Source organism: Pseudomonas sp. N-137 (assembly GCF_034555295.1).
GTDB lineage: Bacteria > Pseudomonadota > Gammaproteobacteria > Pseudomonadales > Pseudomonadaceae > Aquipseudomonas > Aquipseudomonas rhizophila.
Genome location: NZ_JAXUDQ010000008.1, coordinates 147,976 through 169,238, shown reverse-complemented (window position 1 = coordinate 169,238; position 21,263 = coordinate 147,976). Strand labels below are relative to the sequence as shown.

Annotated in this window: 17 protein-coding genes; 9 read left to right on the top strand and 8 right to left on the bottom strand. The window is 61.8% G+C overall.

Annotated elements, in window-relative coordinates; genetic code table 11:
* The 4 genes from T3A99_RS08540 to lpxC all read left to right on the top strand — a co-directional run bounded on the left by T3A99_RS08540 (position 1) and on the right by lpxC (position 4,460).
* Entirely contained in the window at positions 1 to 867 is an 867-nt protein-coding gene (locus T3A99_RS08540) for a cell division protein FtsQ/DivIB (RefSeq protein ID WP_047228822.1), read from the top strand.
* Positions 868 to 882: 15 nt separating this feature from the next.
* A complete protein-coding gene (gene ftsA, locus T3A99_RS08535) occupies positions 883 to 2,142 on the top strand; it encodes a cell division protein FtsA (RefSeq protein ID WP_076383614.1) in 1,260 nt (419 codons plus the stop codon).
* 100 nt (positions 2,143 to 2,242) lie between these two features.
* Positions 2,243 to 3,436 (top strand): cell division protein FtsZ, encoded by a 1,194-nt coding sequence (ftsZ, locus tag T3A99_RS08530; protein WP_047228824.1) that lies wholly within the window; start codon positions 2,243 to 2,245, stop codon positions 3,434 to 3,436.
* A 112-nt stretch (positions 3,437 to 3,548) separates the two neighbouring features.
* Positions 3,549 to 4,460 carry a UDP-3-O-acyl-N-acetylglucosamine deacetylase gene (gene lpxC, locus T3A99_RS08525; RefSeq protein ID WP_030139673.1) on the top strand — a complete coding sequence of 304 codons (912 nt, stop codon included), beginning with the start codon at positions 3,549 to 3,551 and terminating at the stop codon, positions 4,458 to 4,460.
* 759 nt (positions 4,461 to 5,219) lie between these two features.
* Here the strand turns inward: lpxC and T3A99_RS08520 are convergent.
* The 5 genes from T3A99_RS08520 to T3A99_RS08500 all read right to left on the bottom strand — a co-directional run bounded on the left by T3A99_RS08520 (position 5,220) and on the right by T3A99_RS08500 (position 13,271).
* Positions 5,220 to 6,716, bottom strand: a complete 1,497-nt coding sequence (locus T3A99_RS08520; protein ID WP_139049260.1) for a sensor domain-containing diguanylate cyclase — start codon at positions 6,714 to 6,716, stop codon at positions 5,220 to 5,222.
* 245 nt (positions 6,717 to 6,961) lie between these two features.
* The gene (locus T3A99_RS08515) at positions 6,962 to 8,329 is read right to left on the bottom strand and encodes a heavy metal sensor histidine kinase (protein WP_171061319.1); all 1,368 of its coding nucleotides are present in this window, start codon (positions 8,327 to 8,329) and stop codon (positions 6,962 to 6,964) included.
* On the bottom strand, positions 8,326 to 8,997 hold the full coding sequence (locus tag T3A99_RS08510) for a heavy metal response regulator transcription factor (RefSeq protein WP_047228825.1): 672 nt from the start codon (positions 8,995 to 8,997) through the stop codon (positions 8,326 to 8,328). Before T3A99_RS08510 ends, T3A99_RS08515 begins: the two co-directional genes overlap by 4 nt.
* A 9-nt stretch (positions 8,998 to 9,006) precedes the next feature.
* The gene (locus T3A99_RS08505) at positions 9,007 to 12,117 is read right to left on the bottom strand and encodes a multidrug efflux RND transporter permease subunit (RefSeq protein WP_322834218.1); all 3,111 of its coding nucleotides are present in this window, start codon (positions 12,115 to 12,117) and stop codon (positions 9,007 to 9,009) included.
* A complete protein-coding gene (locus T3A99_RS08500) occupies positions 12,114 to 13,271 on the bottom strand; it encodes an efflux RND transporter periplasmic adaptor subunit (RefSeq protein WP_322834217.1) in 1,158 nt (385 codons plus the stop codon). Before T3A99_RS08500 ends, T3A99_RS08505 begins: the two co-directional genes overlap by 4 nt.
* A 236-nt stretch (positions 13,272 to 13,507) precedes the next feature.
* Between T3A99_RS08500 and T3A99_RS08495 the strand changes: the two genes are divergently transcribed.
* Entirely contained in the window at positions 13,508 to 13,762 is a 255-nt protein-coding gene (locus tag T3A99_RS08495) for a hypothetical protein (protein WP_047228828.1), read from the top strand.
* 27 nt (positions 13,763 to 13,789) lie between these two features.
* On the opposite strand, the gene T3A99_RS08490 is transcribed toward T3A99_RS08495, so the two are convergent.
* The gene (locus T3A99_RS08490; RefSeq protein ID WP_047228829.1) at positions 13,790 to 14,758 is read right to left on the bottom strand and encodes a LysR family transcriptional regulator; all 969 of its coding nucleotides are present in this window, start codon (positions 14,756 to 14,758) and stop codon (positions 13,790 to 13,792) included.
* 311 nt (positions 14,759 to 15,069) lie between these two features.
* Between T3A99_RS08490 and T3A99_RS08485 the strand changes: the two genes are divergently transcribed.
* From T3A99_RS08485 to T3A99_RS08470, 4 genes are read left to right on the top strand one after another with little or no spacing between them, the layout of a single operon-like run.
* Positions 15,070 to 16,542 (top strand): efflux transporter outer membrane subunit, encoded by a 1,473-nt coding sequence (locus tag T3A99_RS08485; protein ID WP_047228830.1) that lies wholly within the window; start codon positions 15,070 to 15,072, stop codon positions 16,540 to 16,542.
* Positions 16,543 to 16,549: 7 nt separating this feature from the next.
* Positions 16,550 to 18,742 carry an FUSC family protein gene (locus tag T3A99_RS08480; protein ID WP_155417184.1) on the top strand — a complete coding sequence of 731 codons (2,193 nt, stop codon included), beginning with the start codon at positions 16,550 to 16,552 and terminating at the stop codon, positions 18,740 to 18,742.
* On the top strand, positions 18,732 to 18,932 hold the full coding sequence (locus T3A99_RS08475; RefSeq protein WP_024617598.1) for a DUF1656 domain-containing protein: 201 nt from the start codon (positions 18,732 to 18,734) through the stop codon (positions 18,930 to 18,932). The genes T3A99_RS08480 and T3A99_RS08475 overlap by 11 nt, the downstream gene beginning before the upstream one ends.
* A gap of 10 nt (positions 18,933 to 18,942) precedes the next feature.
* On the top strand, positions 18,943 to 19,818 hold the full coding sequence (locus T3A99_RS08470; protein ID WP_047228832.1) for an HlyD family secretion protein: 876 nt from the start codon (positions 18,943 to 18,945) through the stop codon (positions 19,816 to 19,818).
* A gap of 118 nt (positions 19,819 to 19,936) precedes the next feature.
* On the opposite strand, the gene T3A99_RS08465 is transcribed toward T3A99_RS08470, so the two are convergent.
* Both T3A99_RS08465 and T3A99_RS08460 read right to left on the bottom strand, forming a co-directional pair.
* Positions 19,937 to 20,761 (bottom strand): SDR family oxidoreductase, encoded by an 825-nt coding sequence (locus T3A99_RS08465; protein WP_274089985.1) that lies wholly within the window; start codon positions 20,759 to 20,761, stop codon positions 19,937 to 19,939.
* Positions 20,762 to 20,792: 31 nt separating this feature from the next.
* Positions 20,793 to 21,257 carry a multidrug transporter gene (locus tag T3A99_RS08460; protein WP_316912186.1) on the bottom strand — a complete coding sequence of 155 codons (465 nt, stop codon included), beginning with the start codon at positions 21,255 to 21,257 and terminating at the stop codon, positions 20,793 to 20,795.
* Positions 21,258 to 21,263: the final 6 nt, after the last annotated feature.

The window sequence follows — 21,263 nt, the reverse complement described above, 5'->3', positions numbered from 1 at the left end:
ATGCAAGGCGCATCGCTTCGTCATCAGCCATCCGCACCCGGTCGCAAGCCGGTGCCGCGGGGTGCCAGCCGAATGGTGGCCAAAGAGCCGATGTCGGCGCGCCTGCCGAAAGCCAACTTCGGTTTTCTCAAGAGTCTGTTCTGGCCGGTGTTGTTGGTGGCGTTGGGGTTCGGTACGTACGAAGGGGCCCAGCGGTTGCTGCCCTATGCGGATCGGCCGATCGCCCGGATCAATGTGCAGGGCGACCTGAGCTACATCAGTCAGCAAGCCGTGCAGCAGCGGATCGCCCCATTCGTGGCGTCGAGCTTCTTCACCATCGACCTGGCGGGCATGCGCAAGGAACTGGAGCAGATGCCCTGGATCGCCCATGCCGAAGTGCGGCGGGTATGGCCTGACCAGGTATCGATCCGCCTGGAAGAACAACTGCCCGTGGCCCGCTGGGGTGACGAGTCGCTGTTGAACAACCAGGGCCAGGCGTTCACGCCGCGGGAACTGGCCAACTACGAACATTTGCCACAACTGTTTGGTCCTCAGCGGGCCCAGCAGAAAGTAATGCAGCAGTACCAGGTGTTGAGTCAGATGTTGCGGCCGCTGGGCTTCTCCATCGCGCGCCTGGAGTTGCGTGAGCGCGGCAGCTGGTTCCTGACCACTGGCGCGGGCAGCTCGGGGCCGGGCATCGAGCTGCTGCTCGGGCGCGGCAATCAGGTGGAAAAGATGCGCCGCTTCATTGCCATCTATGACAAGACGCTCAAAGACCAGATTACGAACATCGCGCGCATCGATCTGCGCTACGCCAACGGCCTGGCTGTTGGCTGGCGGGAACCTGTAGCGCCCACGACGGCTGAACCCGCCGTCGCGAAGAATTAAGAAGAGGCAGGACCCATGGCAAACGTGCAAAGCGGAAAAATGATCGTCGGTCTGGATATCGGCACTTCCAAGGTGGTTGCGCTGGTAGGCGAGGTCGCGGACGACGGCACGCTGGTCATCGTCGGGATCGGTACCCACCCGTCCCGTGGCTTGAAAAAAGGCGTGGTGGTGAACATCGAGTCCACCGTGCAATCGATCCAGCGCGCCATTGAAGAAGCGCAGCTGATGGCCGGTTGCCGGATCCACTCGGCGTTCGTCGGTGTGGCAGGTAATCACATCCGCAGCCTGAACTCCCACGGCATCGTGGCGATTCGTGACCGTGAAGTCAGCTCCGCTGACCTTGAGCGCGTGCTCGACGCGGCGCAGGCCGTGGCGATCCCGGCCGACCAGCGTGTGCTGCACACCCTGCCGCAGGATTACGTGATCGATAACCAGGAAGGCGTGCGTGAGCCCCTGGGCATGTCCGGCGTGCGCCTGGAAGCCAAGGTCCACGTGGTGACCTGTGCCGTGAACGCCGCGCAGAACATCGAGAAATGCGTGCGCCGTTGCGGCCTGGAAATCGACGACATCATCCTCGAGCAACTGGCCTCGGCCTACTCGGTACTGACTGACGACGAGAAGGAACTGGGCGTGTGCCTGGTGGACATCGGCGGCGGCACCACCGACATCGCGATCTTCACCGAAGGCGCGATCCGCCACACGGCAGTGATCCCGATTGCCGGTGATCAGGTCACCAACGACATCGCCATGGCCTTGCGCACTCCGACCCAGTACGCCGAAGAAATCAAGATCCGCTACGCCTGCGCCCTGGCGAAACTGGCCGGTGCCGGTGAAACCATCAAAGTGCCAAGTGTTGGCGAACGTCCTCCGCGCGAGTTGTCCCGCCAGGCGTTGGCCGAAGTGGTCGAGCCGCGTTACGACGAGCTGTTCACGCTGATCCAGGCTGAGCTGCGTCGCAGTGGCTACGAAGACCTGATCCCGGCCGGCATCGTGCTGACCGGCGGTACGTCGAAGATGGAAGGCGCGGTCGAACTGGCCGAAGAGATTTTCCACATGCCGGTGCGCCTGGGCGTGCCCCATGGCGTCAAGGGCCTGGATGACGTGGTCCGCAACCCGATTTACTCCACCGGCGTGGGCCTGTTGATGTACGGCCTGCAGAAGCAGTCCGACGGGGTTTCGTTCTCGGGCATCGGCAGCCGCGACAGCTACAACAGCGACGAGCCGAAGGCGCCGCTTTTCGAGCGGCTCCAGGCTTGGGTGAAGGGCAATTTTTAGCAACAGGTTTAAAGCTTCAAGCGACGAGCCTCTGGCTTGGCACTGGAAGATGCAACAAACGCAGTAGGCGAAAAAACTAGAGAATGAAAGGAGAGGGAAAATGTTCGAACTCGTAGACAACATCCCCGCTAGCCCGGTTATCAAGGTAATCGGTGTCGGCGGTGGCGGCGGCAACGCTGTCAACCACATGGTCAAGAGCAACATCGAAGGCGTCGAATTCATTTGCGCCAACACTGATGCTCAAGCGCTGAAAAACATCGGCGCGCGAACCATCCTTCAACTGGGTACCGGCGTGACCAAGGGCCTGGGTGCCGGCGCCAATCCCGAGGTTGGCCGTCAGGCTGCCCTGGAAGACCGCGAGCGCATCGCTGAAGTCCTGGCTGGCACCAACATGGTGTTCATCACCACTGGCATGGGCGGCGGTACCGGTACCGGTGCGGCGCCGATCATCGCCGAAGTAGCCAAGGAAATGGGCATCCTCACCGTTGCGGTGGTGACCCGTCCGTTCCCGTTCGAAGGCCGCAAGCGCATGCAGATTGCCGATGAGGGCATCCGCGCGCTGAGCGAAAGCGTCGACTCGTTGATCACCATTCCCAACGAGAAGCTGCTGACCATCCTGGGTAAGGACGCAAGCCTGCTGTCGGCTTTCGCCAAGGCCGATGACGTACTGGCCGGTGCCGTTCGCGGTATCTCCGACATCATCAAGCGTCCAGGCATGATCAACGTCGACTTCGCCGACGTACGCACCGTGATGTCCGAAATGGGCATGGCGATGATGGGCACTGGCTGCGCCAGCGGTCCGAACCGTGCTCGCGAAGCCACCGAAGCGGCTATCCGCAACCCGTTGCTCGAAGACGTCAACCTGCAGGGCGCCCGTGGCATCCTGGTGAACATCACCGCCGGTCCGGACCTGTCCCTGGGCGAGTACTCCGACGTGGGTAGCATCATCGAAGCGTTCGCTTCCGACCACGCCATGGTCAAGGTCGGCACCGTGATCGATCCTGACATGCGTGACGAGCTGCACGTGACCGTGGTTGCCACTGGCCTGGGCGCGAAAATCGAGAAACCGATGAAGGTGATCGACAACACCGTTCAGACCTCCCTGGCATCGCAGCCGCAGCAACAAGCAGCCGCTCGTCAGGAACAACCCGCGGTGAACTACCGTGACCTGGACCGTCCGACCGTCATGCGCAACCAGGCTCAGGCCGGTGCTGCGACTGCCGCGAAGATGAATCCGCAAGACGATCTGGATTACCTGGACATCCCGGCATTCCTGCGTCGTCAGGCCGATTGATGAAATGTATCAGGGGGATACGGGTGATTGGTGTTCAGCAAAGGTCTGGTCTGCTATTATCGCCAGCCTTTGTTGATACCAGTTCGCAATTTGCGCTGAAGCGGCCCATGCCATGATTAAACAACGCACCCTGAAGAATATTATCCGTGCCACAGGTGTCGGCTTGCACTCCGGTGAGAAGGTCTACCTGACCCTCAAGCCCGCGCCTGTCGATACTGGCATCGTGTTTTGTCGTGCCGACCTCGACCCTGTGGTGCAGATCCCTGCTCGCGCGGAAAACGTTGGTGAAACCACTATGTCGACCACACTGGTCAACGGTGACACCAAAGTGGATACGGTGGAGCATTTGCTCTCGGCCATGGCTGGCCTGGGCATCGATAACGCCTACGTCGAGCTCTCCGCGTCCGAAGTCCCGATCATGGATGGCAGTGCCGGACCCTTCGTATTCCTGATTCAATCGGCTGGCCTGGAAGAGCAGGACGCAGCCAAGAAGTTCATCCGTATCCTGCGGGAAGTGACAGTGGAAGACGGCGACAAACGCGCCACTTTCGTGCCTTTCGAAGGTTTCAAGGTGAGCTTCGAGATCGATTTCGATCACCCGGTTTTCCGTGACCGCACCCAGAGTGCAAGCGTGGACTTTTCCAGCACTTCGTTCGTAAAAGAAGTCAGCCGCGCCCGTACCTTTGGTTTCATGAGTGACATCGAGTACCTGCGCAAGCACAACCTCGCACTCGGCGGCAGTGTTGAAAACGCGATCGTGGTCGATTCCGATGGTGTGTTGAACGAAGACGGCCTTCGTTATGAAGACGAGTTCGTCAAGCACAAGATTCTCGATGCAATCGGCGACCTCTACCTGCTGGGCAATAGCCTGATTGGTGAGTTCAAAGGCTTCAAGTCCGGCCACGCGCTGAACAACCAGCTGCTGCGCAAGTTGATTGAGCAGAAAGATGCTTGGGAAGTCGTGACGTTCGAAGACGCCAGCACCGCACCAATCTCTTACATGCGCCCTGTAGCGGCCGTGTAAGCATAAAAACCTCTCTAGTTTTTAAAGGCTGCCTTCGGGTGGCCTTTTTTTATGGCTGCTTTCTGGGACGTTTGTGGCAATAGGGGGAATGCTGTTTTTTGAGTTGAGTTGAGTTGAGTTGAGTTGAGTTGGGGTACATATCCGTTTCTGCGGTAATGGCCACTGGCGGTTCCGCCCTTACGGCGGGTCACTTTCGAAAAGCGCGAAAGTAACCAAAGCGCTCATGCCCCACCACTAGGTGCCTCGCTTAGGCTCGGCATGCCCTCACTCCGGCATTGCTCCGTGGGCCCGCCGCGAAGGACCATCCATGGTCCAGCGCGGCTATCCCGGCATCCATGCCGGGATGCCCACTCCACAATGCCTGCGTTCGGCCAGCGTGGTTAACGGGGCGCCGAGATCAACGTCCACCGCGAGGCGGCCTGACAGCCGGCCTGGTTCTTTCGGTCGTACACCTGTCAGATCTGTGGGAGCAAAGCTTGCTCGCGAAGGCGGCCTGACAGCCGGCCTATTTCTTGTGGTAGTACTCCGATCCAATTGTGGGAGCGAGCCTGCTCGCGAAGAGGCCGGCACATTCAACATCCTCATTGACTGAACCACCGTCATCGTGAGCAGGCTCGCTCCCACAGGATGAACGCGGTCATCAAAAAACAGGTCGGCTGTCAGGCCGCCTCGCGGTGGACGTTGATCTCGGCGCCCCGTTACCGCAGCAATGGATACACACCTACCCAAATCGGTCGAATAGCCACATGGAAGGGTCCGTTACATCGCACAAACCACACGATTGCGCCCACTGGCCTTGGCCTGGTATAGCGCCTTGTCAGCAGCGAACATGAGCTGCTCGAGTTCGCCATAAGGTCCTTGGGCCCAGGTGGCAATGCCAATGCTGACGGTCATGGGGGCTGCGCCGGGAATGAAGGGCGGCAACTGTTCCACCGCTTCGCGAATGTTCTGGGCCATGGTAAAGGCTCCGGCGGTGGTGGTTTCCGGCAGTACCACCGCGAACTCCTCACCGCCGTAGCGCGCTGCCAGGTCGGCCGGTCGGCGGACATGCCTACCGATCAGATGCGCCAGGGTGCGCAAGGCCTCATCACCACTTGGGTGGCCGTGGCGATCGTTGAATGCCTTGAAGTGATCGGCATCGATCATCATGACTGACAGCGGTTGGCCCGAACGCTGGGCCCGCAGCCATTCCTGTTGCAGCGTTTCGTCCAGAGTCCGGCGGTTGGCCAGGCCCGTCAGCGAGTCGATGGACGCCAGTTGCGCCAGTTCCCGTTCAGCATGGTGGCGCCGCCTAAGTTCATGACGCAGCAGCCAGGTGAGCCAGAGCAAACCGATGCACAATGCCCCCGTAGCACCGCTGACCAGCAGCGCCGTGCGTTTCCAGGAGGCGAAGACTTCATCGGAGGAGAGCGCTACCACCACGATCAAAGGCAGGTCGCCCACTTGGGAGAAGGTGTACAGGCGCGGCTTCTGGTCCTGACCGGATACGCTGGTGAAGCTGCCGTTGCCTTCGCGCAGGATGCGCATGAAGTTCGGGCGGTTGCTGAAATCCTTGCCAATCAGGTCCTCGGCCAGGGGCGGCTCCTGGGCCAACAGAAAGCCTTCGCTGCTCACCAGATTGACTGTGCCGCCATGACCGATGTTCAGGCTCTTGAACAATTGGTTGAAATAGTTCAAGCGCATCGCGGCTTCCGCCACGCCCAGGAACTCCCCTTGTTCGTCGTTTAGTCTGTAGCTGAAACTGATACGCCAGTCCTGCGCGGCACTTCTGGAGCGAAACGGGCGACTGATCATCATGCCCGGGCTTGGGTTATGGACATGGGACTGGAAGTATTCCCGGTCGGCGTAGTTGCCCTTTCGTGGCTCGATCGAGGCGGAGTCGGCGACTACATTGCCGCGCTTGTCGAGCAGCAGGATGTCGCCTTTATAGGGGGCGGCGGTGGCACGGTCGAAGAGGGCCAAGTGGCGAATCGTCGGCGAAACGTCTTTCAGGTCGTTGCGTTGGGCGGCGGCGACCAAACCTTGTAGCGACAGATCGTAGAGCTCCACGTTGCGCAGCACGTCGGCATCAATCAGTTGCACGATATTGGTCGCCGAACGTGTCGCGGCCTGTTGGGCAGCGGCGTATTCGCGGATCAGCAGGAAGGTCACGATGCTCAGGATGGCAATGACAACCAACGAACTGGCCAGTACGAGTACCCGTTCCGAGCGTATCGAAAACGGGGTATTGCCGGGTGTCGCACTGCTCGCGCTCATGGTTCCGATGTCTGCATTTGTCATGTGGCTGGGATCCGTCCCAAAGGGTTGCATAACCGGCAATGCACCAGATGCTGGCCTTTTGCTGATTGTGCTTGGATCGGTGAGAGCGGGCAATCAGTGTTCGCGCAATAACGCGTGAGCGCTGCCGAAGGCGCAGATCTTTTTACTTTGCTTGATTTGGCTTTCATCCAGCATTCAATCGCCTGGAATTCATCCCAATACGATCTAAACAGCGTGGGGTGTCAGGCCGGCAAGCGGATCCCGAAGGTATTCACGCCCCGGTCACTGCGCACGAAGACATCCCCGCCGTGCATCAGCGCAATCGCCTTGACGATGGCCAGCCCCAACCCGTGGTTGGCGCCACTGTTGCTGCGGGAGGCATCTACCCGGTAGAACCGTTCGAACAGGCGTGGCAGGTGTTCATCGGCAATCGGTTCGCCGGGGTTGGTGACGGCGAGGGTGATCTGGTCGCCCAGGGCCTCGATGCGCACATTGATCACTTGCCCCGGGGCGGTGTGTCGCACCGCGTTGCTCAGCAGGTTGATCAGTGCGCGGCGCAGGTGGGCGATCTCGATGTTGGCCTGGGCGTCACCGCTGACCCTGACCTGGACCTGGGCGTCTTCAAGGATGAAGTCCAGGTAGTCGAGGGTGGTCGCCACTTCGCCGGCCAGGGAGGTGCTGGTGAGTTTGGTGGCTTTGTTGCCCTGGTCGGCGCTGGCGAGGAACAGCATGTCGTTGATGATCGAGCGCAGTCGCTCCAGCTCTTCGAGATTCGATTGCAGCACCTCGAAGTAATGTTCGGCCGAGCGCCCACGGGTCAGCGCCACCTGGGTCTGGCCGATCAGGTTGGTCAGGGGCGAGCGCAGTTCATGGGCGACGTCGGCGTTGAACGACTCCAGTCGCGAGTACGCCTGTTCGACCCGGTCGAGGGTGGCGTTGAAGGAACTGACGAATTGACTGAGCTCCGGCGCCAACGGTGACATCTGCAAGCGCCCGGACAAGCGCGGTGGTGTCAGGCGTCTGGCCTCATCGGACAGTTTGATCAGCGGCTTGAGGCCGATACGCGCTACCCAGTAGCCCAGCAAGGAGGCCAGGATCACCCCGACAATCGCCAGGCTCACCAGTGCCACGAGCAAATAGTGTTGGGTCTGGTAGAACGTCTGGGTGTCGATGCCGATCATGAAGCGCAACGGTGGACGCTGGTCCTTGGCCGGGAACTGGCTGACGAGTACTTTCATCGGGTATTGCTGGGCCGCCAGTTTCAGGTCGCGCTTGCCCAGCGAACCTTCGGCGAAGGCACGAATCTGTGGATCGGGGTTGCCATATTCAAAGCGTGGATCGCCACTGACGATCCAGAAGTGAATGCGTTTGTCTTCCTCTCCCAGCAGGCGCAACTTGTTATTGATCTTCACCCAGTGCTCGGGTGTGCCGTAGCGACCGACCGTGGATTCGAGCACGCTGTAGCGCGCATCGAGTTCGGCTTCCGGCAGCAGGCCCAGACCCTTTTCGACTTGCTGGTACAAGGCTCCGCCGATCAACAGGAACACCAATGCCGCCACCAGCGTGAACATGCCGCTCAGGCGCAGGGCAATACTGTCGGGCAAAGTCACTCTCTGCTCTCCAGCACATAACCCATTCCACGAATCGTGTGCAGCAGTTTCTGTTCGAACGGCCCGTCGAGCTTGGCCCGCAAGCGTTTGATGGCCACTTCCACCACATTGGCGTCGCTGTCGAAGTTGATGTCCCAGACCATTTCGGCAATGGCGGTTTTCGACAGTATTTCGCCCTGGCGACGTGCCAGGACGCTGAGCAGCGAGAACTCCTTGGCCGTCAGGTCCAGGCGTTGGCCTGCTCGGGTGGCCTTGCGGCTGATCAGGTCGATCCACAGGTCGGCGATGCTGACCTGCACCGGTTCATGACTGCCGCTGCGGCGGGTCAGGGCTTGCAGGCGGGCCACCAGCTCCAGGAAGGAGAACGGCTTGCCCAGGTAATCATCGGCGCCGTCTCGCAAGCCCTTGATGCGGTCTTCGACCCGTTCACGGGCGGTGAGCATGATCACCGGCGTCTGTTTGCGGGCGCGCAGGGCCCGCAGCACGCCGAAGCCGTCCAGGCCTGGCAGCATGACGTCCAGCACGATCACCGCGTAGTCGCTTTCCAGCGCCAGGTGCAGCCCCTCGACGCCGTCCGGCGCCACATCCACGGTGTAGCCCTGTTCGCTCAGGCCGCGATGCAGATAGTCCGCGGTTTTTTCTTCGTCTTCGATGATCAGAACGCGCATGGCCCCGCCTCAGTCTGTGGTCGCCAGCGTCGTCGGCGCAGGTCCGGGCTGCTGGACGGGCCGATGAAACAGTCGCTCGAGCCATAAGTATATGACCGGTGTAGTGAACAACGTCAGCGCCTGGCTCACCAGCAGGCCGCCGACCACTGCAATGCCCAACGGCTGGCGCAGTTCTGCGCCGGGGCCGGAGCCGAGCATCAGCGGCAGGGCGCCCAGCAGGGCGGCCAGGGTGGTCATGATGATCGGGCGAAACCGGGTCAGGCATGCCTGGAAAATCGCTTCCTGGGGCGTCAACCCACCCTTGCGCTGGGCGTCGAGAGCGAAGTCGATCATCAGGATGCCGTTTTTCTTGACGATGCCGATCAGCAGCACCAGCCCGATCAGCGCCATGATCGAAAAATCCTGGCCCAGCAACCACAGCATGACCAGCGCGCCGAGGCCGGCCGAGGGCAGGGTGGAGATGATCGTCAACGGGTGTACGAAACTCTCGTAGAGCACGCCGAGGATGATGTACACCGCCAACAGCGCGGCGAGGATCAGCCATGGCTGGCTGGCCAGGGAGCTTTGGAACGCCTGGGCCGCGCCCTGGAAGTTGCCGGTAATGGAGGCCGGCATGCCGACCTCGTTCTTGGCCTGGTCGAGCATGCGCACCGCATCCCCCAATGCCACGCCAGGCGCCAGGTTGAACGACAGATTGGCGGCCGGGAACATGCCGTCGTGGGCAATGGACAGCGGGCCGTTGGTCGGCGCATCGAAGCGGGCCAGGGCCGAGAGCGGGACCATCTCTCCACTGAGCGGCGAGCGCAGGTAGAAATAGGCCAGGCTCTCGGCCTTGCCGCGTTGCGCGGTGTCGAGCTCCAGGATCACGTTGTACTGGTTGGTTTCAGTCTGGAATTCGTTGATCTGCCGCTGGCCGAAGGCGTCGTACAGGGCCTGGTCGACATCGCTGGCGGTGAGGCCAAAGCGCGCCGCCGCGCTGCGGTCGATGTTGATGTGGGTGATGCTGCCGCCCAGTTGCAGGTCGTTGGAGATGTCCCGGAACGCGGGGTTACCGCGCAGCCTGTCGGTGAGTTTTTGTGTCCAGGTGTTGAGCGTCGGTCCGTCGTTGCTCTTGAGCACGTATTGATATTGGGCGCGGCTCGGACCGGGACTGAGGTTGATGTCCTGCCCGGCCCTCAGGTACAGCACCACGCCGGGGATGCCCAGCAGTTTGGGGCGGATCCGGTCGATGAATGCGCTGGCCGACACGTCACGCTGATCCTGGGGCTTGAGGGCGATCCAGAAGCGACCATTGGCGATGGTCTGGTTGGAACCCGAGACGCCGACAGCGTGAGAAAAGCTCTGCACCGCCGGGTCGGCGGCGACGATCTCGGCCAGGGCCTTGTGTTTGGCCACCATGTCCGGGAATGACACGTCGGCGGCGGCTTCGCTGGTGCCCAGCACCAGGCCGGTGTCTTGTACCGGGAAGAAACCCTTGGGAATGAATACGTAGCCCGCCACTGCCAGCGCCAGGGTCATGCCGAACACGCCGATCATCAGTCTCTGATGGGCCAGGGCCCAGCGCAGTGTCCGTTCATACCCACCCAGCAGGCGTTCGCCGAAACTTCGCTTGCCGTGGGCATGAGGCGTCGGGGCGCGCATGAACAGCGCGGCCAGGGTCGGTGCCAGGGTCAGGGACACCACCACCGAAATCAGGATGGTCGAAGTGGCGGTCAGGGCAAACTCCTTGAACAGACGCCCGACCACGCCACCCATGAAGAGCAGGGGAATGAACGCGGCTATCAGCGAAAAACTGATGGAGATCACCGTGAAGCCGATTTCGCCAGCTCCTTTGATCGCCGCTTCGCGCATGCCATCACCCGCCTCCAGGTGCCGGTGAATGTTCTCCACCACTACGATCGCATCGTCCACTACGAACCCGACCGAGATCACGATAGCCACCAGGGTCAGGTTGTTCAGACTGAAGCCCATCACATACATCAGGGCGAAACTGGCGATCAGCGACACGCCCAGGACCGCTGAGACAATCAGGGTCGCCGAGAGCTGGCGCAGGAACAGCGCCATCACCGCCACCACCAGCAGCACCGCGATCAGCAAGGTGATCTCCACCTCATGCAGCGAAGCGCGGATAGTCTGTGTACGGTCGTTCAGTACCTTGACTTGCACGGCCGCAGGCAGCATGGCTTCCAGGGTCGGCAAGGCTGCCTGGATGCGGTCGACGGTGTCGACGATGTTCGCCCCCGGCTGACGGAAAATCACCAGGTTGAGCCCCGGTTGCTCATCGGACCAGGCCTGAATGTAGGCGTCTTCCGAACCATTGATGACTTTGGCGACGTCCTTGAGATGAACCGGTGCCCCATCCTTGTAGGACACGATCAACTCACCATATTCCTCCGGCTGGAACAGCTGATCGTTGGTGGACAGGGTGGAAACGCTCGACTCGCCGTAAAGCGCCCCCTTGGCCAGGTTGAGGCTGGCCTGCTGGAGCGCCACGCGAATGTCGGCCAGGGTCAGACCGATGGCGGCGAGTCGGTCCGCCGAGGCCTGTACCCGGATCGCCGGACGTTGCTGGCCGGTGATGTAGATTTGTCCCACGCCATCGATCTGGCTGAGTTGCCGGGCGAGCAGGGTTTCGACGTAGTCGCTCAATTCGGTGCCGGGCATCAGGCTGGAGCTGATGCTGAGGATCAACACCGGGCTGTCGGCCGGATTGACTTTGCGCCAGGTGGGCAGATTCGGCATGTCCTGGGGCAGTTTGCCGGAGGCGGTATTGATGGCCGCTTGCACTTCCTGGGCGGCGGTGTCGATGCTTTTGTCCAGGCTGAACTGCAAGGTCAGGTTGGTCGAGCCCAGGGCACTGCTTGAGGTCATCTGGGTAATGCCGGAAATGGCGCTGAATTGCACTTCCAGTGGGGTCGCCACCGACGACGCCATGGTTTCGGGGCTGGCGCCGGGCAACAGAGCCCTGACCTGGATGGTCGGGAATTCCGCTTCAGGTAACGGCGCGACAGGCAGGCGAGGAAAGGCGATCAATCCCAGCAGTATCAGGGCGAAGGTCATCAGGACCGTGGCGATGGGATGGTCGATGCACCACGCCGAAACCGAACCGCGGCCCTTCATGGTTTTGGCTCCGACACATTGGCCTGGGCCACTGGGTCACCGAGCACCTGGATGCGGCTGCCCGGCTTGAGCCGTGACTGACCGTCGCTCACCAGTTGATCGCCCGCGCTCACCCCTTTGATGATGTGCAGGTCACTGTCCTGGTAGACCATCACCACCGGTACGCTCTCTACCCGGTCGCCGGTGATTCGGTACACGAAAGGTTGCTCCAGGCCGCGCTGAACCACGGTCGGTGGAACCACCAGGGCGTCCTTGTCGAGTGCGGTCTGGATTTTCAATGTCACCAACTGCCCTGGCCATAGCCGTTGCGCAGCGTTGCTGAATTCAGCCTTGGCCCGCAGGGTGCCGGTGTTGGCGTTGATCTGGTTGTCGATCAGGCTCAGGCGGCCCTCGCCGAGCATTTCACCGGAGGTCCCATCAGCGCCTATGTAGGCCTGGACCAGCGCTTGCTCGGGGGCGGCCATCAACCGTTGCAAGGTGGGCAGCATTTGTTGGGGCAGGGCGAACTCCACTGCGATCGGGTCGATCTGGGTCACGGTGAACAAGCCCTCGGTGTCGCTGGTGCGCAGGAAGTTGCCTTCGTCCACGTTGCGAATGCCGACGCGACCGGTCACCGGGGAGCGGATCCGGGTGTAGGACAACTGCACCTGGGCGGCATCGATGGCCGCCTGATTGCCCTGGGCGGTGGCCTTGAGCTGGTTGACCAGTGCCTGTTGCTGGTCGTAGGTCTGTTTCGATACGCCGTCGTCGACACTGAGCAATTTGTAACGCTTGAGATTGACCTGGGCGACCGCCAGTTGTGCCTGGCTTTCACCGAGTTGGGCCCTGGCCTGGTCAAGGCTGGCGCGGATCGAGCGGTCGTCGATGGTGGCCAGCAGTTCCCCCTTCTTGACCTGTTGCCCTTCCTTGACCAGCAGTTGAGTGAGGATGCCGTCGATCTGCGGGCGGATCACCACGCTGTGCAGTGACAACACCGTGCCGATGCCACTGGCAAAGCGCGGCACATCCTTTTGCACCACGCTGACGACCCTTACCGGCACGGCCAAGGGCGCGCCGGGCTTGGCGGTGACAGGTTTCATGACATACCAGAGGGCGACAGCTGCCAGAGCGACCAGGAGCGCGACGAGCAAGACGGTTTTTTTCTGGATGTGCATGGATGTGGGAGGCCGGTTCAGGACAGAGGGATTTTTATCTTTCTTATATAGCGTTGTGAGGTGGTCAGGAAGGTGACGCCTAACTGACGGGCTTGTCAGTTTTGTCCCGACTTGCTGTCAGACGAGTGAAGGGCCGATTGAATCCGCCCTGCGCGCGCTGGTATCGGGCGGGTATACTGCCGACTTTCGCGGCTCGCTCTCCGGGCCCGACTTGCACGCATTACCCGGAGCTTTACATGACTTCCCCAACACCTTCGCCCGCGGACGAACGCCCGAACGGCGAACAGGCCGACCGGCCCGACAGCGATGTTTCCAGCGGCGAGAGCGTCAACGCGATCCCGACCTTCAAGTTTCCGTTCAAGCCCGGTGAGCTGGCCGCGGCCAAAGGGGCCGGGCAGCAGCCTTGGTACAAGAACGGCGCGAAGAACGGTCATACCAAGACCCCTGGCGCCGCGCCTCCCGGCACGCGTCGCTCGATGGGCAAGCGCTGATATCACCCTTGGAGCACGGGCGCGAAATCAGTTCGCGACCCGTGCACCGGCCAGACTGCCACTCAACTCATAGGCCGTCAGTTCGGCCTGGTGCGCCGCGAGGATTTCCGGCAGCGAGCCGCGCAGGTACTCGACCCAGGTCTTGATCTTCGCATCCAGGTACTGGCGCGAAGGATAGATGGCGTAGAGGTTCAGTTCCTGGGAGCGGTAGTTGGGCATGACCCGCACCAGCGTGCCATTGCGCAAGCCCTCAATGGCGGCATACACCGGCAACACGCCCACGCCCATGCCACTGGTGATCGCGGTTTTCATGGCATCGGCGGAGTTCACCAGGAACGGTGAGTTGCTGATGGTGACCATCTCTTGGCCTTCGGGGCCGTCAAATACCCATTTCTCCAGCGGAATGACCGGGCTGACCAGGCGCAGGCAGGCGTGGTTGAGCAGGTCGCCGGGTTTCTGCGGGCAGCCGCTGGCTTTCACGTAGGCAGGTGATGCGCAGACGATGCTGTAGGTGATCCCCAGGCGCTGGGAGACAAAGCCCGAGTCCGGCAATTCGCTGGCCAGTACGATGGAAACGTCGTAACCCTCGTCCAGGATGTCCGGCACACGATTGGCCAGGGTCAGGTCGAAAGTCACGTCGGGATGGGTTTTACGATAGCGGGCGATGGCATCGATCACGAAATGCTGGCCGATGCCGGTCATGGTATGGACCTTCAACTGCCCGGCAGGACGTGCGTGAGCATCGCTGGCCTCGGCTTCAGCCTCCTCGACATACGCCAGGATCTGCTCGCAACGCAGCAGATAACGTTTGCCGGCCTCGGTCAGGGCGATGCGGCGGGTGGTGCGGTTGAGCAGGCGGGTTTGCAGATGGGCTTCCAGGTTGGAAACCGCACGCGAAACGTTGGCTGTGGTGGTATCCAGTTGCACGGCGGCGGCGGTGAAACTGCCCGCTTCAGCAACACAGCTGAACGCACGCATGTTTTGCAAAGTGTCCATGGGAGGCTCTCTTGGGAGATGGCAAATTGTGACACGAAGTTACAGCGCCGCGGACCCCGACTAATGGATTATCGCAGTAACGGTAACAAAGATTCGCAGAAAGGTCGGCTTATCGCCGTTCGATGGGGTGCCTAGAATTGCGGCCAATCCTGGATCGCTGATTGCTGTGGGAGCGAGCCTGCTCGCGATGGCGGCATCACATTCCCCTCAATGTGTCTGCCTGGACGCTATCGCGAGCAGGCTCGCTCCCACAGTTGCGTCACCGGGCATTCAGCCTCTTCACGCCTCCCCATCTCAGGAATTTTGCGCAAGTGCCGCGTTGCATCAGCAGAGAGCTGAAGACTCTCAGTGTTTGGCTTTTAACGTTCACCATCAGCGGTTGCATCGGCACGGGAGGGATTGCGCCGCAAGGCCAGGCATTGTCGGCCAATCAACTGGCCACCGATGAAGCGATCCGCGAGGCTGCCCGTGATGCTCACTGGCCCACCGGCCAGTGGTGGAATGCCTATGGCGACCGGCAACTGGATCGCTGGATCGACCTGGCCGTGCATGACAGCCCGAGCCTGGCCCTGGCCGCTGCCCGCGTGCGGCAGGCCAAGGCCATGGCCGGTGTCGTCGAGGCTGCCGAGTCGCTACAGATCAATGGTCAAGCGACCCTCAAGCGCCACAACTGGCCCACCGATCAGTTCTATGGCCCTGGCGAGTTGGCCGACACCACCACTTGGGACAATAACGCGGGCCTGGGCTTGAGCTATGCGCTGGACCTGTGGGGCCGCGAGCGCAACGCCAGTGAGCGGGCCGTCGACCTGGCTCATGTCAGCGTGGCCGAGGCGCGGCAGGCGCAGTTGGAGTTGCAGAACAACATCGTGCGCACCTATATCCAGTTCGCGTTGCACTATGCCCAGCGCGATATCGTCGTGGCGACCCTCCATCAGCAGGAGCAGATTCTCGAACTGGCGCAAAAGCGTCTGGACGGCGGCATCGGCACCCATTTCGAAGTCAGCCAGGCCCAGGCGCCATTGCCTGAGACCCATCGGCAACTCGACGCCCTCGACGAAGCCATTGCCTTGAGCCGCAATCAACTGGCGGCGCTGGCGGGCAAAGGGCCAGGAGACGGGGCGCGGCTGCAGCGCCCGACCCTGGCCCTCGGTGCGCCCTTGAAGTTGCCGTCGGCCTTGCCCGCCGAATTGCTCGGCCAGCGTCCGGACGTGGTGGCCGGGCGTTGGCAAGTGGCCGCTCAGGCACGGGGTATCGATGTCGCGCGTGCCGGGTTTTATCCCAATGTCGACCTGGTGGGCAGTATCGGCTACATGGCGACCGGTGGCGGGGCGCTGGAGTTCTTGACCGGCAAGAAGCTCAACTACAGCGTCGGACCGGCCATCACACTGCCGATTTTCGACGGTGGGCGCCTGCGCTCACAGTTGGGGGAGGCGGCGGCCGGTTATGACATCGCCGTGGCCCACTACAACCAGACGTTGGTCGATGCACTCAAGAGCATTTCCGATCAGTTGATCCGCCGTGAGTCCATGGACAAACAACACGTCTTCGCTGCTGAGTCGGTGGCCGCCGCGCAACGCACCTACGACATCGCGATGGTTGCGTTCCAGCGCGGGCTCACTGACTACCTCAACGTGCTCAACGCCCAAAGCCTGTTGTTCAAGCAGCAACAGGTGCAGCAGCAAGTGGAGGCGGCGCGCCTGACGGCCCACGCCGACCTGGTGACGGCGTTGGGCGGTGGCCTGGACGCCGGCAAGGACATCCCTGACTTGAGCCATGTTGAGTAGTTCTATTGTGATGTCTTTATTCGCTCCTGCCCGCTGGCTGTACCGCCTAGAATGGCGCCGTGGTTTCTTCGACTGGGCTCGCAGCGACGGTGTGACGTGGGTCTACATTTTCAAAGTGCTGCTCGCCGCCTTCCTGACATTGTGGCTGGCGATGCGTCTGGAGCTGCCGCAACCGCGCACGGCCATGATCACGGTGTTTATCGTCATGCAGCCCCAGAGCGGGCAGGTGTTCGCCAAGAGTTTCTATCGCTTGCTCGGCACGCTGGCCGGCTCGGCGGTGATGGTGGCGCTGATTGCCTTGTTCGCCCAGAACACCGAACTGTTTCTGGGCAGCCTGGCGATCTGGGTCGGTGTCTGTTCCGCGGGCGCGGCGCGTTATCGCAACTTCAGGGCCTATGGTTTTGTGCTGGCCGGCTACACCGCGGCCATGATCGGTCTGCCGGCCCTGGCTCATCCGGAAGGTGCGTTCATGGCGGCGGTCTGGCGTGTGCTGGAAATTTCCCTGGGGATTCTCTGCGCGACCCTGATCAGCGCCGCGATCTTGCCGCAAACCGCCAGCGCCGCCATGCGCAACGCCCTGTACCAACGCTTTGGAGTGTTCGCCCTGTTTGTCACGGATGGCTTGCGTGGACGCAGCAAACGCGAGGCATTCGAGGCGCGTAACGTCGGTTTCATTGCCGAAGCCGTGGGCCTGGAAAGCCTGCGCAGCGTGACGGTGTTCGAAGACCCGCACATGCGTCGTCGCAACGGTCGGCTCAGCCGCTTGAACAGCGAGTTCATGGGCATCACCACCCGATTCAACGCCTTGCACCAGTTGCTCGAACGTCTACGCAGCCGCGGGGTGGATCATGTGGTGAATGCCATTAAACCGGGTCTGCTAACGTTGGCCGAGTTGCTGGACGGTTTTAGCGCCCGCGCCCTGACCGATAAAGACGCCGCGCGCCTGGCGGCGGAGCTGGCAACCTATAAAGCCGATTTGCCGGCACAGGTCCGCAGGCTGCGTGGGGTGTTCGAAGAAACAGATCCGAGCGAGGCAGAACGGCTGGACTTTCACACCGCTTACGAGCTGCTGTATCGCTTCGTCGATGACTTGCACGGCTACGCCCAGACCCATGCGTCGCTGGCTGATCATCGCCACGAACGCGAGCAATGGGACCAACCTTTCATGCCGCAGACCAACGGTCTGGCGGCTGCGGCGTCGGGGTTTCGGGCAGCGTTCATCCTGCTGGTGCTGGGCAGCTATTGGGTCGCCACGGCCTGGCCGAGCGGTGCGACCATGACGATGATTGCCGCCGCCACGGTGGGCTTGTCGGCCGCCACGCCCAACCCCAAACGCATGGCGTTCCAGATGGCGTGTGGCACGCTGCTCGGGGCCTTGATCGGTTTCGTCGAGATGTTTTTCATCTTCCCGCTGATCGATGGCTTTCCCTTGCTCTGCGTGATGTTGGCGCCGGTGATCATGTTGGGCTCATTCCTCAGCTCGCGACCGCAATACGCCGGGGTCGGGTTGGGGTTGTTGATCTTCTTCTGCACAGGCTCGGTGCCCGACAACCTGACGGTCTACAACCCCTACACCTTCATCAACGATTACCTCGCGATGATCCTTGGCATGCTGGTATGTGCCGCTGCCGGGGCAATCATTCTGCCGCCCAACAGTCGCTGGTTGTGGCGCCGGCTCGAACAAGACCTGCGCGAGCAGGTGGTGTTTGCCATCAGCGGCCGGCTCAAGGGCCTGGCCTCGGGCTTTGAAAGTCGCACCCGGGACTTGCTGCATCAGGCTTATGGACTGGCGGCGGGGCAACCTGGGGTGCAGCGGGATCTGTTGCGCTGGATGTTTGTGGTCCTGGAAGTCGGCCACGCGATTATCGAATTGCGCAAGGAACAGGCGATCTTGCCCGTGCATCCGGCCTATGCCCCAAGCCAGCCCTGGCGCCAGGCGATCCGCGTGATGGGGCGGGCGTTGGTGCGGCTGTTTCGTCAGCCCGGCCAGAGCAATCTGGAGCGCGCCCTGCTGGCGGTCGACCATGCCATCAGCCGCGTACAGGCCAGTGACGAACCCTTCGCCCCGCATTTCGACACCTCAGCCCTGCGCCGGGTGAAAAGCTACCTGCATTTCATCCGCACCTCGCTGTTGGACCCGCAATCGCCATTGGCGGCCTACGCCAGGCCGCTGCCCCAGGAACCCGAACATGCCTCGTGAAATCGCCTTCCATGGCGTGTACATGCCCACCATGACCCTGATGTTTTTCATCGCCGCCGCCCTGGCCTGGGCCCTGGATCGTTTTCTGTCGGGGTTGGACCTGTACCGCTTCTTCTGGCACCCGGCGCTGCTGCGCCTGAGTCTGTTTACCTGCCTGTTTGGCGCGCTGGCGCTGACGGTCTACCGTTGAGATCAATGCGATGAAAAAGTTTTTCAGCCTGCTTGCGACGCTGTTGGTGCTGGCCCTTGCCCTGTGGATCGGCCGGGTGTTGTGGGTGCACTACATGAACACTCCGTGGACCCGTGATGGTCGGGTACGCGCCGACATCATCAACGTCGCCGCCGACGTCAGTGGTGAGGTGGTCGAGGTACCGGTGCGTGATAACCAGTTGGTAAAAAAGGGCGACCTGCTGATGCGCATCGACCCCGAGCATTACCGCATTGCGGTGAAACAGGCTCGCTCTTTGGTGGCCTCGCGCAAGGCGACCTGGGAAATGCGCAAGGTCAACGCGCATCGGCGTGCCGACCTGGACAGCCTGGTGATCTCCCGGGAAAACCGTGACGACGCCAGTAACATTGCCGACTCGGCCCTGGCTGATTACCAGCACGCACAGGCGCAACTGGAGGCCGCCGAACTGAATCTGGCCCGTACCCAGGTCCGCGCGGCGGTGGACGGTTATGTCACCAACCTCAACGTGCATCGGGGCGACTATGCGCGCATCGGCGAGGCGAAAATGGCCGTGGTGGACATGAATTCGTTCTGGGTCTACGGCTTCTTCGAAGAAACCAAGCTGCCCAAGGTGCGGGTCGGTGATTCGGCGCAGTTGCAGTTGATGAGCGGCGAGGTGCTCAAGGGGCATGTGGAAAGCATCTCGCGGGGCATCTACGACCGTGACAACCCCGCAAGCCGCGAGTTGATCGCCGATGTGAACCCGACCTTCAACTGGGTTCGCCTGGCGCAGCGGGTGCCGGTGCGGATCCATATCGACGAAGTGCCGGACGGCGTGCTGCTGGCGGCGGGGATGACCTGTACGGTGGTGGTCGATCCCAAACCGAGCGCTGACGCCCACGGATAATTGTGGGCGCGAGCCTGCTCGCGATAGCGGTGTTTCAGTGGGCAAGGAGGTTGGTTGTGCCGTCGCTATCGCGAGCAGGCTCGCTCCCACAGGGTTTCATGCGTGTTTACCCTGTGTTTTACAGCGACCCACCCAACCCGAACCGCTTCATCAAGCCTTTTTCCAGCAACCCCTTGGGCAGCAAACCGGCCATCAACGGCAACGCCCGGCTGCCATTGCCCAAGCGCAGCAGGCGCGGGGGCCTGGGTTGCTGCACGGCCTTGAGCAGTCCTGCGGCAAAATCGCTGGCCGGGGTCGGGTTGTCCTGGGACGCCTTGGCGCGGCTGCGGATGCCGTCGCGCAGAGGCCACCAGGGTGACTGTTCGCTGATCAGTTGCTCGGCTTCATGGCCGGCATTTTTGGCGAAGCTGGAGGCAATGGCGCCGGGCTGGACTTCCATCACGCGGATGCCGAACGGTGCCAGTTCCATGCGCAGCGCATCGCTCAAGGCATGCACCGCCGCCTTCGAGGCGCAATAGGCGCCGGCAAATGGCGTCACCAGCACGCCGGAAACGCTGCCGATGTTCACCACCAATCCCTTGGCCCGGCGCAGCACCGGGAACAGTGCGCGGGTCACTCCGACGACCGCGAACACGTTGGTTTCGAACTGGCGCTGCATGGCCGGCACACCACCGTCCAACAAGGGACCCATGGCGCCGTAGCCGGCATTGTTGATCAGCACATCGAGACCGCCGTGTTGTTGGTTGATGCGTTCGCTCAACTGTTCCAAGGCCTGGCCATCATTGACGTCCAGTTGTACGGCGGTAAACCCGGCAGCACTGAGCAGCGCCACGTCCTCATCCTTGCGTGCACTGGCCCATACTTGATAGCCGGCGGCCTTGAAGGCATCGGCGAGGGCGCGGCCGATGCCGCTGGAACATCCGGTAATCAACGCAACGGGCATAGCCATTCCTTATGCAAACAGTGAGAGGGGATCAGTTGGAGAAGCTGCCTTGCAATCGTTCGGCGCGAAACTCCAGGGTTTGTGGGCGGTAGCCGGGACGCAGTGGCGGCAGGGGCAGGCAATCCTGCCAGTCCGCGCAGGGCTGCAACTCGCCTGGGCCTCTGTAACGAGGTGCGGTGTACTGATTGTCGGCCAGGTTGATGGTGTCGCCGGGTGCATACGCCGCGATTCGCCAGCGCAGTTCGATCAGCGGTACATCGTTGCCATTGGTCATGTTCAGCAACAGCGGACGGTCGGCCGGGCAGCGTTCGGGGGCGTAAGTGACGCGCAGATCCAGGCGCGCCAGTTGCCGGGTTTCGCGGTTGTCCTCCCAGAGTACCCACGCGGCCACCAGTCCCAACCCGACGAACGCCGCCAGGGACACCGGCAACGCCTTGGCCGGATAGCGCAGCAGCAGGATGAGCCAGGTGATGACCAGCAAGACGCCGATAAGCATGGTTGA

Coding starts and splice junctions, on each gene's coding strand:
- T3A99_RS08465 (WP_274089985.1), bottom strand. CDS start 20,761: ATGCCCGTTGCGTTGATTACCGGATGTTCCAGCGGCATCGGCCGCGCC.
- T3A99_RS08495 (WP_047228828.1), top strand. CDS start 13,508: ATGACTTCCCCAACACCTTCGCCCGCGGACGAACGCCCGAACGGCGAA.
- T3A99_RS08505 (WP_322834218.1), bottom strand. CDS start 12,117: ATGAAGGGCCGCGGTTCGGTTTCGGCGTGGTGCATCGACCATCCCATC.
- ftsZ (WP_047228824.1), top strand. CDS start 2,243: ATGTTCGAACTCGTAGACAACATCCCCGCTAGCCCGGTTATCAAGGTA.
- T3A99_RS08510 (WP_047228825.1), bottom strand. CDS start 8,997: ATGCGCGTTCTGATCATCGAAGACGAAGAAAAAACCGCGGACTATCTG.
- ftsA (WP_076383614.1), top strand. CDS start 883: ATGGCAAACGTGCAAAGCGGAAAAATGATCGTCGGTCTGGATATCGGC.
- lpxC (WP_030139673.1), top strand. CDS start 3,549: ATGATTAAACAACGCACCCTGAAGAATATTATCCGTGCCACAGGTGTC.
- T3A99_RS08490 (WP_047228829.1), bottom strand. CDS start 14,758: ATGGACACTTTGCAAAACATGCGTGCGTTCAGCTGTGTTGCTGAAGCG.
- T3A99_RS08475 (WP_024617598.1), top strand. CDS start 18,732: ATGCCTCGTGAAATCGCCTTCCATGGCGTGTACATGCCCACCATGACC.
- T3A99_RS08460 (WP_316912186.1), bottom strand. CDS start 21,257: ATGCTTATCGGCGTCTTGCTGGTCATCACCTGGCTCATCCTGCTGCTG.
- T3A99_RS08520 (WP_139049260.1), bottom strand. CDS start 6,716: ATGAGCGCGAGCAGTGCGACACCCGGCAATACCCCGTTTTCGATACGC.
- T3A99_RS08470 (WP_047228832.1), top strand. CDS start 18,943: ATGAAAAAGTTTTTCAGCCTGCTTGCGACGCTGTTGGTGCTGGCCCTT.
- T3A99_RS08540 (WP_047228822.1), top strand. CDS start 1: ATGCAAGGCGCATCGCTTCGTCATCAGCCATCCGCACCCGGTCGCAAG.
- T3A99_RS08500 (WP_322834217.1), bottom strand. CDS start 13,271: ATGCACATCCAGAAAAAAACCGTCTTGCTCGTCGCGCTCCTGGTCGCT.